14 protein-coding genes are annotated in these 14,219 nt (G+C 66.0%); 9 read left to right on the forward strand and 5 right to left on the reverse strand.

From position 1 onward, the window contains the following. Positions 1–188: 188 nt before the first annotated feature. Both BLV76_RS07180 and BLV76_RS07185 read right to left on the reverse strand, forming a co-directional pair. A complete protein-coding gene (locus BLV76_RS07180; RefSeq protein WP_090968509.1) occupies positions 189–2,123 on the reverse strand; it encodes a hypothetical protein in 1,935 nt (644 codons plus the stop codon). 72 nt (positions 2,124–2,195) lie between these two features. Then, positions 2,196–3,323 carry a site-specific integrase gene (locus BLV76_RS07185; RefSeq protein WP_090968510.1) on the reverse strand — a complete coding sequence of 376 codons (1,128 nt, stop codon included), beginning with the start codon at positions 3,321–3,323 and terminating at the stop codon, positions 2,196–2,198. Between the two features lie 1,250 nt (positions 3,324–4,573). On the opposite strand from BLV76_RS07185, the gene BLV76_RS07200 reads away from it, so the two are divergent. From BLV76_RS07200 to BLV76_RS07210, 3 genes are all read left to right on the forward strand, one after another. Beyond that, positions 4,574–5,200 carry a Panacea domain-containing protein gene (locus tag BLV76_RS07200; RefSeq protein WP_090968513.1) on the forward strand — a complete coding sequence of 209 codons (627 nt, stop codon included), beginning with the start codon at positions 4,574–4,576 and terminating at the stop codon, positions 5,198–5,200. A gap of 9 nt (positions 5,201–5,209) precedes the next feature. Continuing rightward, entirely contained in the window at positions 5,210–5,860 is a 651-nt protein-coding gene (locus BLV76_RS07205; RefSeq protein ID WP_090968514.1) for a hypothetical protein, read from the forward strand. Positions 5,861–5,964: 104 nt separating this feature from the next. Then, positions 5,965–6,411: a hypothetical protein gene (locus tag BLV76_RS07210; RefSeq protein WP_090968515.1), complete on the forward strand. Its 447-nt coding sequence runs from the start codon at positions 5,965–5,967 to the stop codon at positions 6,409–6,411. A 1,150-nt stretch (positions 6,412–7,561) separates the two neighbouring features. Here the strand turns inward: BLV76_RS07210 and BLV76_RS07220 are convergent. Further along, positions 7,562–8,218: a SufD family Fe-S cluster assembly protein gene (locus BLV76_RS07220; RefSeq protein WP_175539598.1), complete on the reverse strand. Its 657-nt coding sequence runs from the start codon at positions 8,216–8,218 to the stop codon at positions 7,562–7,564. Between the two features lie 118 nt (positions 8,219–8,336). On the opposite strand from BLV76_RS07220, the gene BLV76_RS22065 reads away from it, so the two are divergent. Together BLV76_RS22065 and BLV76_RS07230 are read left to right on the forward strand one after the other, a co-directional pair. Further along, positions 8,337–8,834, forward strand: a complete 498-nt coding sequence (locus BLV76_RS22065; RefSeq protein ID WP_139306506.1) for a hypothetical protein — start codon at positions 8,337–8,339, stop codon at positions 8,832–8,834. Between the two features lie 231 nt (positions 8,835–9,065). After that, a complete protein-coding gene (locus BLV76_RS07230) occupies positions 9,066–9,977 on the forward strand; it encodes a hypothetical protein (RefSeq protein WP_090968519.1) in 912 nt (303 codons plus the stop codon). Positions 9,978–10,234: 257 nt separating this feature from the next. On the opposite strand, the gene BLV76_RS22070 is transcribed toward BLV76_RS07230, so the two are convergent. Then, positions 10,235–10,513 (reverse strand): hypothetical protein, encoded by a 279-nt coding sequence (locus BLV76_RS22070; protein WP_139306507.1) that lies wholly within the window; start codon positions 10,511–10,513, stop codon positions 10,235–10,237. A 157-nt stretch (positions 10,514–10,670) separates the two neighbouring features. On the opposite strand from BLV76_RS22070, the gene BLV76_RS07235 reads away from it, so the two are divergent. Further along, on the forward strand, positions 10,671–11,027 hold the full coding sequence (locus tag BLV76_RS07235) for an AsnC family protein (RefSeq protein ID WP_139306508.1): 357 nt from the start codon (positions 10,671–10,673) through the stop codon (positions 11,025–11,027). Positions 11,028–11,062: 35 nt separating this feature from the next. On the opposite strand, the gene BLV76_RS07240 is transcribed toward BLV76_RS07235, so the two are convergent. Continuing rightward, positions 11,063–11,647, reverse strand: a complete 585-nt coding sequence (locus tag BLV76_RS07240; RefSeq protein ID WP_090968521.1) for a hypothetical protein — start codon at positions 11,645–11,647, stop codon at positions 11,063–11,065. A gap of 237 nt (positions 11,648–11,884) precedes the next feature. Here BLV76_RS07240 and BLV76_RS07245 point away from each other — a divergent pair, with 237 nt between their 5' ends. The 3 genes from BLV76_RS07245 to BLV76_RS22075 are packed head-to-tail and all read left to right on the forward strand — an operon-like array spanning position 11,885 to position 14,219. Then, a complete protein-coding gene (locus BLV76_RS07245) occupies positions 11,885–12,784 on the forward strand; it encodes a hypothetical protein (RefSeq protein WP_090968522.1) in 900 nt (299 codons plus the stop codon). Next, positions 12,781–13,308, forward strand: a complete 528-nt coding sequence (locus BLV76_RS07250; RefSeq protein WP_090968523.1) for a SigE family RNA polymerase sigma factor — start codon at positions 12,781–12,783, stop codon at positions 13,306–13,308. The genes BLV76_RS07245 and BLV76_RS07250 overlap by 4 nt, the downstream gene beginning before the upstream one ends. 41 nt (positions 13,309–13,349) lie before the next feature. Next, positions 13,350–14,219 (forward strand): hypothetical protein, encoded by an 870-nt coding sequence (locus tag BLV76_RS22075; RefSeq protein ID WP_139306509.1) that lies wholly within the window; start codon positions 13,350–13,352, stop codon positions 14,217–14,219.

The raw sequence follows: 14,219 nt of genomic DNA on the forward strand, positions 1-14,219 counted from the left end.
CAGTGCTGAGTGGCCAAGCACGCCGGCCCCCGAGGGAGCCGACGTGCTGGTGGTCTCGTCTCCAGCTGAGACCGAAGATGTGTCGTTGCTCTGCCCCTGTTGTGTAGCCCCGGGCACAGGGAGAGTGTCGACCTAGTCGTCAGCGCGACTTGACCTTGGCGGGTCCGTCGAGGTTCTGGTGGCGTCGTTCAACTGCCTCGTAGCCATTGGCGGTGAGCTCGTCGTCGCTCGCCCAGTCCCTTCGGGGCTTTCCCGTCGTTCTTCCGGAGGTCGTCCTGCCACGATTCGATGGCGCGCTGGTTGGTGGCGACGATCGTGCTCGCGATCCCAAGGGCGACGAAGTGGTTCTTCTGCCACTCGATCTTGTACATGTCGAGGTCACCGGTGTCGCGGTCCATGAGGCGGCCGAAGTAGGACTCGGTTGCCGTGCGAGCGGGCGAGTAGATGTCCTGGTGCTCCCACGAACCAGCCATCTTTGGCTGCCAGTTCTTCATGGTCTTCTTGTCGAGAACGACCTTCATGGCTCCGACCTCGCTGGTGCAGCACTCGGGTGCCTTCGGGTCGTCCGGGTCAGGAGAGTGACGCAGGGTGGGGAACTTGTCGGCGGGTAGATCCATCGAGTTGCTGACCAGCGGGCACCGAACCTTTGCTCGTCTGCCTGCGGCGGGGCAGAACACGTCGATGGTCCAGGAGTTCTCCAGCGGCTTTACCCCCGCGGAGGGCCTACCCCGGCCGGGGTGCTTGCGCGGCTTCGGGCGTCCGTCGGTCGGCATCACGGCGGAGGTCAGGAGCTCCACTGTGCTGTCGTTCTTCAGCAACCACTCCGGAGTCAGGTTCTTCCGCTCCCACGGGATGTCGAAGCCCGCGTTCGCCTTCAGGACCTCACCGCCGATGCCCGGACAGAGAACCGCACCGTTGAACTGGTACGGGCCGGGCCCGGTGCCGTGTGGCGCCAGGTCCGTGAACGGCGCGGCGTCGGCCCGGAACTTGCCGAGCATGGTCCAGCGGTTGGCGAGCATCCACTCGTTGAACTCGATGTAGGTGGGGTACGCCTTGTCCCCGACGACATAGTGGTGGGCCTTGCCGCGCAGCGGTGGGCGGAGACCGGATGCGTCGATGCTGGTCAAGACGTCCCGAGCGCCCTGGTGCGCACCCGATGTCGGGTCATGCAGGGCGTACGCCAGGAGGAGCCGAGGGACCTTCGGCGAGTCGGCACGAGACACGGCGATGCCTGCTGTCATGCCGATGACGTGGGCGAAGCCGTACTTGCGGCTATTGCCGGTCAGCTTGGCCAACTGCTTGGCAGTGCTGGTGCCGGTCGTCGTGCTGTGCCTGTTCGCGACCGCGACCTGGTGCTCGTCGACCCCCACGTCGCCTCTGTAGTCCTTCAGAAGGCCGGTGCTCGGGTCATTCGGATCGGCATCGGGGTAGTACATGGCATGCGCGACCCTGATGGCTGATTGAACGAGGAGGTTCCCGAACTCCGCGCGAACGTCTCGCATGTGCTCGACCTCCGGCGTGCGTGCATCTCTCAGGGCCGCCTCTGTGTGTCGTCGACCGGCAGCCAGTGCGTTGTCGTCCATGAACGAGCAGAGCTTGTCCATAGCAGCTTGCAGGCGCCCGACCTCGTTGTGCTGGACCTTGATCGCGGCGTCGATGGCCCGGGCGGTGGCGTCGTCGACGACGCGAAGCCGACGAGTGCCGTCGGCACCGGTCACGGGTCGAGTGAGCCTGGCCGCGTCCCGCATCTGGCGGGCCCGTTCTGGGTCACGCCATCCGGCCAGTCCGATGATGGCGAGCTGCGCGTCGGTGTAGCGGAACCAGAGCGCGTTCACTACAGCGGTCCATGTGAAGGTCTCGCCGCGGCAGCCGATCTCCAGGATCACTTTCAGGACTGCGAGAAGTAAGTACTCCGGATGGCGCCTCGGGGCGCCGCCTGGATTCCGCTTCGGCGGGCTAGCGCTCTGCGCGCTTGGAGCGCTGATGCCGTTGAGGGCAGCTGTCGCGGCTTCCACTCGTTCGATGAAAGCAGGGATGGCCGCTCCTTCGACGACCTCGTTCGACCACATGAGGATCTCGTCGGTGTCAGTGCGTTGGGTGCGGTAGGCGGGTGCGTAGGACATGTGGTGCTCCTGGATGAAGTGGGGGGGGTGGGCGGGCCCTTACGGGCCCGCCGCCTGTGGGGAAGGTGCTGGTCAGTCGGACAGTCCGGCGGCCGCGAGGGCGGCGAAGGACTCATCGAGGTCAGGACGAGGCATCTCGGAGAGAAGGTCAGCAAGCAGGTGCGCGCCTGCATGGATGTCGGCGATCTCGGCAATGAGGGTGGCGGGGACCGCGGCGTCGAGCATTCGCGAGATCCAGTAGTGCCTGGCGCGAGTCACGTCGTAGTCGACGATCGAGGGGTGCATGCCTCGGATCTTGCGCTTCATGTACGAGAGCGCGTTCGCACGCCCACGCAACTCGGGGCAGAACAGGTAGGTCCCCTCATTTCGCCTCGCAGCGTTGCGGATCGTCTCCGCGAACCTGCCGAGAAGGGGCACGTCACGGTAGGTTCCCTTCTTGTTCGGCACTCGGATGAACGTGCCGCTGGGGCCTTCATGAACCCAGGAAGCGTGTGCGTAGGGAATCTCCTCCGGACGGAGTCCAGCTCCGCCCGACAGCGCCAGGTGGACCTTCCAGTCCTCCCCCTCGGAACCAGCGACGTCGATGGTGCGTTCGATGACCTCGAACTCCATCGAGGTGTAGGCGCGACGAGCCTCGGTCCTCTTGCCGACGGGCGTCACGATCTGCCCCCCACGCTTCACTCGCATCAGGGTCGAGCGATACGTGTTCACCGTTCCCTGGGCGTGGGTGACGAGGTTGGCCGCCGCGAATGCGTTGATGTTCTCCGCGGTCAAGTCACGGCGCCAGTCGAAAGAGCCTTGGGTTTCGTCCAGCCACATCGCGAACATGTAGGTCCTCCCCATCATCGCACCGTCGGTACGTGCGCTGACGTAGGGAACTCGCATCACGGCCTCGACCACCTGCGGGCGAACCCTGATGCGAGACATGGCATCTCGGTGTGGCGCGTAGCACCACAGCCAGTCATGACGCTCCTCGACGCTCGGGACGCCCAGACGCCGCCTTCCCAAGGAGACTGAGCCCTCGCTGTACGCGGCCCGCTTTTCGGCGACGGCCCGGCTGACCTCGATGGCAGCGTGCGCCTCCGGCCGCGAGATCGCTTCGTCGCGGGCTGCATCAGCGCGGTCCCTCAACTCCCCGAAGGTCGCTGCCTGCGCCTTCGCGACATCGTCGGGGCGCTCTACCTTGCGTCGGCGGCTCATCGTCCGCCGCCCGCTGCTGCCTTGAACGCGAGCATCGCGACAGCGTCGGGGATCTTGCCGCGGACGGGCGGCATCTTCGGCGAAGCCGCCGCGAGGTCCCGAAGGAGCGCGTAGCGCTCCCGTGTCATGGGCACTCTGAGCTTGCGGGTGGCCACCTGGATGGTGTTGTCGGTGCCCGGAGGCACACTCGGTGAACAGGTCACGAGCGTTCGTCTTTCTCGTTCGTCGGATGTGCACCTCCGGTCCGTCCGGAGGCGTGGCTCGGTCGGACTTGGTCCGGCCGGCGGGGTGTCGTGGTTGCACACGGCACCCCGTTGTCGCCTTCGTTGCAGGCGGTCCAAGCTCCACCTGCGATGCACACCTAGCGATGTAGCGTTTGCGCTACATGAGAGTGACCCGGCGCTCTTCCCGTCAAGGGGCCGCCTGGCGTTTCCAGTGCCGCCGGCCACTCGAAGATGTGGTGTGCGGGGTTGCCCTAGCTCGCGCTCCGCAAGTGCGCACCGGTAAGCACATTCAGAGCCTCTTTCGCACGCCAGCTTGGACTTTGGTACAGACCTCTCCACGCGTCTGACCTGCGAGAACATGCCCAGTCGCGGAACCGACGGCGAGATGTCAGGAGCGCCTGACACCTGTCAGGAACTCGTTTGCGCGCTTTGCTCCAAATGCCCACTTTGCTTATTTAGCAATGACATGATGCCGCTGTGGGTGAGAGGCGAGATCGACGAACGACGACCAAGCCGAAGTCATGGATCAGTAACCCGGCGTCACGTCAGTCGTTCGGGCGCGTTCAGCAGCTCGGTTGGGCGAACGCCAGGAGTGACAGAGAGGTCGTGTCGATTCGTGCGGCTCAAATGCAGCACCTTCTGGCCGTTCACATTCGGGGGCACGCCGCCGAAAGGCGGGCGGCCGCGAGCGAGGGCGAGAAGCGGGACTGGACCTTGCCGTCGGTCGCCGAGCGACTAGAGACCATGGACTACAACACGTTGATGCGCGTCCTACGCGGAGACATCCACATGACGCTTCTCCATGTGCACGACCTGCAACGGGACTTTGCCGAGCCCTTGTTGTTCCTTCATAGGGATGCAGCCGTGCTGCGGTAGGGGCCGCGCGAGACGGCCCAAGGCATCAGGGGGCGCACACACGCGGGGCCTTCGCGGCGCCATGGATTGGCTCGACGTCCCCCGATGTGGAAGAGTTGCAACTAGCGTCGCGTTGATGTATTTAGCGACGCCGAGCAGGAAGGGGAAACGGTGCACGCGAACGACGTAGCGGAAGTCATTGTGGCCCGCCTGCCCGGCATCAGCGCAATGAAGCTCCAGAAGCTCCTGTACTACGTGCAGTCGTGGCATCTGGCGATCACCGATCGCCCTCTGTTCGACGAGGACTTTCTCGGGTGGTCTGACGGGCCGGTCGTCTACGAGGTGTGGAAGGCCCGACAGGACCACCGGACTCGCCGGCACAGCGACGGCTCGGCGACCGCCGAGTTGCCCTACGACGCCTCGGTGATCATGGAGCTCGTCCTTGCCGAGTACGGCGGTCGGAGTGGCGACGAGCTGTCGGCGCTGATCCACCTTGAGGCCCCTTGGAACGACGCTCGTGTCGGCCTTCGCGACGGCGAACAGGGTCGCTCGCAGGTCTCGAAGGAGTCAATGGCCAGGTTTTTCCGCGATCATCGTCAACTCGGTTCGCGCAGCGCCGCGGACTTGGCAGCCACCGGTCTCTACATCCCGGTACCAGACGCAACCGTGGACGTGAAGGACTTGCTCGAGAACTTCGACATGCCGTGGCCCGACGACGAGGTCGAGGAGTCGCTGGTGTCGTACTGGCCGATCGACGAGATCGACCACGACAACGTCGGTCCCTCCGAGCGCGCCTGACCATCACGCGTGGAGCCGCTGGTCGTCGTATTCGACGTCAACATCTACCTCGATGTCGCACGCCTGATCGGCGCTCCGTTCAACACGTCGGCACTATCGGACGCCCTCGCCCGAGAGAACGGGAAGCCTGCGCCCCATCGCGATCCAAAGGTTGACTCGGCCCGCGCCCTGGTGATCGCACGAAGTGGCTTCCTCGCCGGCACCCAGCGACTGGAGGCGTGGACGTCGGACCACATCAACGCGCTCGTGCGACATAAGGCCAAGCAGTTGGACGACGAGGCGCTCCTCCCCGAGGATCGCGGCCTCGGCTGGACGGCGGAGCACGCCCAGGGCCTGCTCGATGACCTGCTGTGGCAGGTCATCGAAGGTTCAGGTGGCGACACGGTGGGCAACCTCCGTTACCCAGAGCACTCCCCACCACTCGACCACGAAGACGGCATGGTGTTGGCCACCGCGTTGGCGGCCGCCGACGGTGACCTGGTCTGCGATCGCATCCTCGTCACCCGCGACCGACGCTTCATCGAAAAGTGCGCAGAGCTTGGCCACCCTCGGGTGATGCACCCCTCGCAGTTCGTCATGCTCGCGAGTCGAGCCAGATCGCAAGCAGCCATGTCCCGCATGCGGCCCCGTCCCGCGAACACCAGGCAGCCAGAGAGCTGACGTCCTAAACCATAGGGCCGGGGCATTGCCTTCTCGAAGAACACCTGGGGTGTGCAGTTGGGTGGTTGGAGCACGAACGCCAGTCCCCCGCACACCAAGATGGCATGATCCGTCTCCAAGTAGTGCTTGCCGGCTCGATGCGTGCCCTCGACACAATGGCCGAGCTGGCCGACCGCCTTCGGCAACACGACATCCATCCGATCGTCCCCGCAGCCGACGACCTGTCCGCGCCGCTCACGCCGGCGCAGCTCGTCGAGGTCAAGCGCGAAGCCAGCCGACTGCACTTCGCGCACATCCGCGACCCCCGCACGAGCGCATTGGTCGTCGTGAACCCCGACCGACATGGCACGCCGAGCTACGTCGGGCCCAACACCTTCGCAGAGATCGCTGTCGCCTTCGCGGACGAACGTGCGATCTACCTGCTGCACGACATTCCGACCGAGTACGAAGACGAGCTGCGGGCGTGGGGCGCTCGCAGCTTCCTCGGCTCACAGGACGGACTCGTGAGTGCAGTCGCGGAGATGAAACCTCGCGACCATCGGCATCGGTGACTAGGACCGGCGTAGGCGGCAGCGTCCATGATCAACCCAGCCAGTTCCCGCAGCGTCTTCTCGCGCCGCGTTGAGCTGGCACATCTGTCCGGACTGGGGATGTGGCGCCACCGGCGGGAAGAGCTCGCCCGTCCAGGTCTCCGAATGGGGCTCGGCTCAGGCGGGCGTCGTGAACTCAAGGCGACGAGATCACCGAGCACCGACGTGCCCCGGAGACTCGGCCGGCTTGCCCACATGGTTGCGCTCCGGTACCCGCGCCCACGTCGTCAGGCTGCACATGTCCAGGGACAGCCGGAGTTCGTCAGCGCATCACCCACGCCAGGACGAACGGGGACGCTACCCACACCAGGCATGCGGCGCTGAAGGCCCACCACTGCAAACGGTTCATGGCTTGATCAGCTCCTTCTCTCTCGGGTCGCGCTCCCACAGCCAGTCGCCTTGGGCGATGCGCTTCCATGCGCGGTCGTTACGACGCGCAGGCGCCCTCCAGCGGTAGGACGCGCTGACAGTCTCGCCACCACAGAGCGGGCATCCCGTCGTCGGGGCGACGGTGATGATGCGGCTGTCCCACGAGGCGGTTCGCCGTCCACGGTTGGATGACCCGCCCCCGCCCCAGACTCGGCGGCACGGGACGCACACGGTCTTGTCCTTGGCAGGCATGATCGCGCCTCCTCAAAGGTCCGTTGTGGTGACCTCGGTCATCGGTCCTGGGAGTCCGCGGTGCGCCGCCTTCTCCTCCGGCGTCCAGTCCGAGCCGTGTGTGCTGAGAGGCGCGGCGTACTTGACGCGCCAGCAGGGCATCCCCTTGCCTTCGGGTGCACCCTCGACGAGGGGGCAGTCGTGCCAGCAGCGACCGCCGTCGGGGCATGCCTCGAATGGCTCGGACCCGCTGCTGGGGAGCCTGTCTGCGCTGCTCTTGCTGCCGATCGTGGCGTCCATCGGTTCTCCTGGTTGTCTGGGTGTCTTCCGGGCAAGCCCGGCATCGCATGTCGGGGGTTCTGTGTGCGGAGTGCTCCTGTTCGTGCACCCAGGTGAGTTAGTCGCCCGGTGTTCGGGGCGATGCGAGCGCGCGTCTACAGGAGGGAGAGACCCCTCGTCGGCGCCGGACGGTCGAGGCTGGCGAAGAAGTCGACGACCTCGTCATCGAAGGTCATGTAGGCGACGCCCGGCTGGGTGATCTGTCGAATAGCAGCTGGGTGGCCTCGTGGCGGCTGATGCCGCGGCTCATCAGGTAGAAGAGGTGGTCGACGTCGAGCAGGGCCTCGCCGCCGAGGCCGTGGATGTGGCTGCCCTCCATGCCAGCGAAGGTCTCGGGGTCGTTGCATACGACGTACTCGTGGGGCCACAGGTGCAGCGAGCCGTCGGCCGTCGCGATCTGGGCCTGGTACGGCAGCCGGTTGCCCCACTCGCCATCCGGGATGACGTAGGGGCGCGCCCACCACAGGCTGAGCTTCGGCACCTGCGGGAGCTGCGGGTGGTTTGGCGGCTTCATGACGAAGACCCACGCACCGTCACCCAACTCCTTGCCGTATTCCTCGGGGTAGTAGACCGATCGGTTGTGGCCGCCCATCGAGTGCAGGGTCGCATCGCCCAGTTCTTCAGCGCTCAGCTGCGGGTTGGCGCTCTGCCAGACCTTGTACTCCTCGGTGAGCACGCCGGCGTAACGGTCGACCCACTTCTTCGGCGGGGTCTTGCGTGCGGCGATGCGGCGCTGCCTAGCCTCGGAGAGCGTCGAGAGTGGCTGGGGTCGCTCGATGACGTTGCGAACGGCGGTTGCACTCGCCTCGGACGGCTGGCTTGAGGTCATCATGGCTCTTCTGTGTTCGGGTGGCTGTGGTTCGTGCACCCTGCCGACTAGACAAGAGGGAAACTCGGACAAATGTAGCGCCTGCGCTACTCATCGTTCGAGGGCGTACCGTGGCGTCATGGAGCCGGGGCAACGCGGTGCGGACGAGCCATTGACGCCTGCGGAGCGGCAGTTCTTGATCGACTCCGGAGTGCCTGCCGACTCGTTCGACCCGGACGTCAAGGAAGCGGCACGTGCTCGGCTTCGCGCGCGAGCCGAGGAGACACGTCGCAAGGCTTCGCCCGAGCTCACGGCGCGACAGGTCGCGGGACTACTGGGATGCCCCGTATCCCGTGTGATCGACTGGGCCGGGAGCGAGGCCCTCTACGCGTTTGCGTCCGAGGAGGGCCTGCGCTTCCCGGAGTGGCAGTTCCCCGACGGCCAGCGGGTCCCATATCTCGACCTGGTCCTGCCATCGTTCGGTGCCGCGACCCGCCACCCGTACACGGTCGAGGGCTTCCTCGCTGACGTCCCACATGAAGAGCTCGACGACCTCACGGCAGTCCAATGGCTGATCAGAGGTGGCCACCCCGAACCGGTCGTGCAGCTGGCCATGTCGGTCGCGCGCGGGTTCTAGGGCCCGTCACGAAGCACCCGATCGGCGACTGGTCGGCGAACTGGCGGTGCTCAGGAAGCAGACCCTTGCGTCACTGCGCATGCGAGCCGAGTGACCGCCCACCTACCGGGCCCGATCTCGACCGCCCGAAGGAACTACCCGACGAGATGATCCGACCAGGGGCGATCCGTTGGTACGCGCTGGGTCATTGGGGTCGTTGGTCACACTGTGCGGGTGAGGCCGGGATCCGACGTGAACGACGAGGCGGCCGCCCTTCTGGACGGTTGGGCGTCACACATCGACCGGATTCTCGACGTGCAGTGGGACCTGATGGAGGGCGGTCATCGCTGGATGCCCACGCAGGACTCGACGATGGAGCTCGTACGCGATCTCCTCGGCCGGAAACTGGGGCCCGGGGGTGCGTGGGACGGCGAAGAGGCTGACAGAGCGGGCCGGCTCGCCACGCTGATGCTGGCCGTGTCAGGTCAGCATCTGGAGGGCATTCGGGCACTGCTGCGCGCCCGGCAGGTCGTCTTTCCCGTCGCGCCATTGGCGCGCGCCATCGTGGAGAACGCCGGGCGCACCTTCTGGCTGATCGACCCGCGGCTCGGCGACGCGCGCGACCTGGCTGCACGCGTGTGGATGTACCGCGTCGATGACGTCACACGCCAGGTCAGGACAGCGAAGGGCTGGCAGAAGGACAACCAGAAGCGTATCGAGGCGCTCGTGAAGCTTAAGAAGTCGATCCGCAACGAGGAGATCCCCCGCCGATTTTACCCGTCCGAGATCGACAACGAACACGGGAGGATCACCCTGCGCGGACAGCACGTACCAGGGCTCGGCGGTGCTCTGAAGTACATCGCGGCGGGTATGCAGATCGCCGACGTGCACACGCCGATGTACTCCTTCTTGTCCGACGCGACTCACCCCACGATCTACGCCGTCATGGAGACACTCATCAGTGTCGGCAGTAGTGGCGGCGAGGACCTGCATCAGTTCGGGTCGAGTGACATGCGGCGCGAGTTCATGATCTTGCAGTCGGCCGTACAGGCCTACCAGCAGGCGTGGTTCATCACGACGTCGTACTTCGGGCTCGATGTCGAGCCCGTCATCGCTGTGTGCGACGAGGTCAACTCCCTCCCCCGCCCCGACGGCAACGGCTGAGACCGTCACGCTCGAATCAGAGACGACGCCTCTGACGTTCACGGCCTTCTTCACGGGCGCTGGGTGCCGACCCAATCGCCCGCGTCGACCCAGGGGTGGCTACCCCTGGTCTGGCAGGCGCCAGGCACCGCACCTTGGACTCGGAAGGCCGCGTCAGATTAGGTCTCGCCGGAACCACCGCCGGCGCTTGTAGACGGTCGAACGCACGGTGCCGACGCGGGCACGCTCCTTCAGTGCACTGACCGAGCACCCAACGATCACCGCCGCTTCGACAGCAAGCAGCCATTCGTGGTCGTCGTCCGGCGGCTCTGGAGGCTTGCGTGCGGGAGACTCACGAGCGCAGTGTGACGGCGTTCAAGTTCCAGTGCGGCGGCCTCTCGCGCGGCCTTCAGCTCAACGACCGCTGCAAGCGAGAGCGCCGGACGACGCCGGGCACGAGGCGTCAGGTCGCCACGGCGCTGCATCTTGGGGATCGCGCTCTTGTGCACTCCGAGAATCGCAGCGACCTCTCGCTGGGTGATCCACTCCTCGGGCATGGCCTAGAGGCTAGACGTCGAGACCGGCGTCGGGCTTGCCACGACCGGCCCGCATCACGGCCCACGAGCAGGCGCCACGCGTGATGACGCGACACCTGCGATGGCGGGTAGCGTTTCCACTACGCTGGCCGATGATCGTGGCGATCGGAGGCGGTGGGTGGAACAGAACATGGAAGCCGACATGTTGTGCGCCTTCTGCGGCGTCTCCTTCGACCGCAACGCGTTGAACGTCGCGCTGGGTTCAGGGATATGCGCGGGATGCGTCGAACGCCTCCACGATCGCAACACGACCGACGCCCCACCAACCCCCGCCGCGTGGAGATACGACATCGCTCCGCTGGACGAGCTGATCGGCCTTCTCGCTCCCGTGCTCGGCGTAGGCGAGCAGACAACCGCCGCGGCCTTCGAGGCAATCCGGGTTCTTCGAGCCCGAGGAGCGAGCTGGACCGACATCGGGGGAGCTGTCGGTCTGTCACGGCAGGCGGCGTGGGCCCGGTACGCCTATCGTTTGTGACCTGACCACACCGGATTCACGACATCGAGCGGCTACTACACCACGCTTCCCAGCGACCGCGGGGCCTCGTCGTGCTTGGCGTGCCACAACACGGAGATGCGTTCGGGATGTTTGATGGTGAGACGCCCGGCATGCAGGCGGATGCGGTTCATCAGCCGGCCCTCGTTGCCGGGTCCGAACAGGAGCATCACTCCTCGCGCGTAGTCCCGGCCGTGCGGGGCATCAACGAATGCTGCGAGGGTCTCCAGGTCTTTGCGGATGCCGGCAGCCGACAGGCCCCGGGCCATCTTCACCTCGACTACGACTGCGTTGTCGCCTGTACCTGGCTTGTGCCACACGAGGTCAGGCTTGTGGCGGCCGTGCTCGATGACCGAGTGCAGCCCAGCTTTGTCGATCTCTCCGGACACGGTGTACTCGGGCGCACCGAGCGTCGCGTCGTCGTCGGTGAGCGTGCGTAGCTGGTGATAGAGCTCGTAGCAGTAGACCCGCTCTCGGTAGACGGGAAGAGTGGCCTTGCTGTGCACCGGCACGAGGAACCAGTGCTTCCCGATCTGCGAGCAGGCAACGGCGAGTGCTCCCAAGAAGCGGTCGGCGATCACGTCACGGCTCGGCTCACCCATGCCGCAAGTCTCGCGGTGGTTGTGCCAGCCGTTGGTGTCGGGGCCACGACAGCTAAGGAGCTGGCCCGGGTCGGCACTGAGAAGTCAACGGTGCATGAACGGTGCCGGTGATTCCGTCGCGACCAGCTCCAGCGCGCGAGGCCGTGCGAAGTCCGGGCGTCGAAGGTGCAACCGTCGAGCTGGTGCGTCCGTATCCAACGGTGACAAGCCGCATACTCGACCCGGAGGACGAATGTCATGGACCTGCGCGACGACATCGAGCGAGAGCTCGCCGGCGAGCCGGTCGACCTGTTCCGCATGGACGACGCACTGGTCGCTGGACGCAGCGCCTTGCGTCGTCGGCGCGTCCTGACCCTTGTCGCCGGTGCCGCCGCGGTGGTTGCGCTCGGATCGGGCCTGACGGTGGCGTTGAACCTCGGCCAGTCGCCGGTCGACGCGGACCGGGTCGCTTCTCAAGGCGACTCGGACGAGTGTGCCCAGGGCCGTGTCTCCGCTGGACAGTCGGGCTCGTGCAACGACTCCGAGTCGTTCCTGCAAGAGAACGCCGTGGGCTACACCCCGTCTGGCCGACTGATCGTCCGCTCTGGCTGGGACATCGTCGACGAGGTAGACAACCCGCTCGGCGAAGTTCCCGCTACTGCCGTCGCCGTCAGTAACAGCGACCGGACCGAATGGGCGGTACTGAAGAAGCCAGGTGGCCCCGGAGGCGGATCCCTGCACGAGCACGTCAACCCGGCCAATCTATCGTCCGCCCTGACGTTCGACGCCTGGGTGCGCTACGAGGCATCGCGATTCCTCGGCACACCCGCCACGAACCTGGTCCGTTTCGGAGCCGACGGCGACCTGCGCCCACTGCCGGGCTGGTCGATCGAGCAGCAGGCAAACGACGTGACTCTCCCGGCCGGATACCGCGGACCCTCCGGAGTGACAGCAGTGATCAGTCTCGATGACGCTCCCGGCGTCTGGTTCCTCGTGCGACCCGCCGCCGGCGGCTCTGAGGGCCAAGCCGAAGCATTCCCGGTCATCGGCGCGGGTACGAGCATCGCCTCAGTCCTCACCCACACTGCCTCAGCGGCCTACGACCCGGACCGGCAAGGACTACTGGCCCCGGTCTCCGGAGCGGGAGACGCGTCGTGAGGCGTAACGACCGCGAGGCCGAGTTCGTCGAGTTCGTCGCGGCCCGCAGGCCCTATCTACGGCGTGCCGCCTACATGATGTGCGGGAACTGGGACCAGGCAGACGACCTGGTCCAGCAGACCTTGGCCAAGCTGTACGTCGCGTGGCCGCGGGTGCGCCGCGACGGCAGGGAAGAGGCGTATGCGCGGCAGATCTTGCTGCGGGTCAACATCGACGAGTTCCGTCGTGGGCGGAACCGCGAACGGGCGGCATCCGATCAGATGCCCGACCGGCCAGCCCCGGACGACTTCCCGGTGGAGGAACGAAGCGCCCTCATGGACGCTCTCGACCAACTACCGACCACCCAGCGCAAGTGCGTCCTGTGCCGTCACTGGCTCGGCCTGTCGGTGCCCGAGACGGCAGCCGAGCTCGGCATTCCGGAGGGCACGGTGAAGAGCTACACCTCGCGGGGCCTGGCCAGATTGCAGGAACTGCTGGCAGACGACCAGGAGCCCGAACCAGTCGGGTTCTCCACAATCTTCTGAAGAACTGCAACCGCTGTCACGCCCCTTCCGTACTAAGGGGCATGGGCAACAGCGTGCATCGCGATCGGCGATCCGCGGTCTGCGGCCAGCGCGCGACGTCCACGGATGCCGTCGTCGGCGCATCTCGCAAGCACATCGGGGGGAATCTCATGCGAGCCACAACAACAGCACTCTGCCTTCTCGTCGCAGTCTTTGCCTCCGGCTGTTCTGGTGTCAGCCCCACCGACAACCCCGACGCCGCGCCGCCTGCGCAGGGCTCGTCGAACCCGTCGGCCTCGCTCACCCTCGACTCGACCCCCGACCCGGCTGGCGCGAACGGTGACGAACCGCAGGGCTCTCCTCCGCCAGTTGCGGATTGGACTGCACCCACACCGTTGAGCCGCAAGGTCGACATGAACGAGACCGAGAAGATGCGCAAGCGTGCGTCGAATATGGCGCTGGAGGCGGAGGCGATCGGGCTAGAAGACCCACCGAAGGTCGACCTGGTCCGCTGGATCACACCCGAGGAATGGGCATCCGCCCTCCGCGAATGCCTGACCAACGCGGGCTTCCCTGTCGGCTACACCACAGACGGCGGGATCAGCTCGGCCAACATCCCAGGCGAGCAGACTCCGGCACTCGAACTGGCGATGTACGTGTGCATGGGCGAGTACGCGATCGACCCGCGCTACTCCGAAGAGCTCAACACCGAGCAGCGCGGCATCCTCTACGACTACCAAACCACCTACTACGTGTCGTGCCTGAAGAAGCTCGGCATCGAGGTGTCCAAGCCGCCCAGCCGGGAGGTGTTCATGGCCACCGCGGACGGCGACGGGTGGATGCCGCAGCTCGAACTTCCCCGAGACAAGGGACCCGAAGCCAACACCGCGTGCCCCGTGCTGCCGCCCAGCAACGTCCTCTACGGATCCTGA

It is taken from the genome of Nocardioides exalbidus (genome assembly GCF_900105585.1).
GTDB classification, from domain to species: domain Bacteria; phylum Actinomycetota; class Actinomycetes; order Propionibacteriales; family Nocardioidaceae; genus Nocardioides; species Nocardioides exalbidus.

Bases quoted from the DNA above. Each gene is read 5' to 3' on its own strand.
- BLV76_RS07220 (WP_175539598.1), bottom strand. From the start codon at position 8,218: ATGACCTCAAGCCAGCCGTCCGAGGCGAGTGCAACCGCCGTTCGCAAC.
- BLV76_RS22065 (WP_139306506.1), top strand. From the start codon at position 8,337: ATGGAGCCGGGGCAACGCGGTGCGGACGAGCCATTGACGCCTGCGGAG.
- BLV76_RS07180 (WP_090968509.1), bottom strand. From the start codon at position 2,123: ATGTCCTACGCACCCGCCTACCGCACCCAACGCACTGACACCGACGAG.
- BLV76_RS07185 (WP_090968510.1), bottom strand. From the start codon at position 3,323: ATGAGCCGCCGACGCAAGGTAGAGCGCCCCGACGATGTCGCGAAGGCG.
- BLV76_RS22075 (WP_139306509.1), top strand. From the start codon at position 13,350: ATGGGCAACAGCGTGCATCGCGATCGGCGATCCGCGGTCTGCGGCCAG.
- BLV76_RS07240 (WP_090968521.1), bottom strand. From the start codon at position 11,647: ATGGGTGAGCCGAGCCGTGACGTGATCGCCGACCGCTTCTTGGGAGCA.
- BLV76_RS22070 (WP_139306507.1), bottom strand. From the start codon at position 10,513: ATGCCCGAGGAGTGGATCACCCAGCGAGAGGTCGCTGCGATTCTCGGA.
- BLV76_RS07245 (WP_090968522.1), top strand. From the start codon at position 11,885: ATGGACCTGCGCGACGACATCGAGCGAGAGCTCGCCGGCGAGCCGGTC.
- BLV76_RS07210 (WP_090968515.1), top strand. From the start codon at position 5,965: ATGATCCGTCTCCAAGTAGTGCTTGCCGGCTCGATGCGTGCCCTCGAC.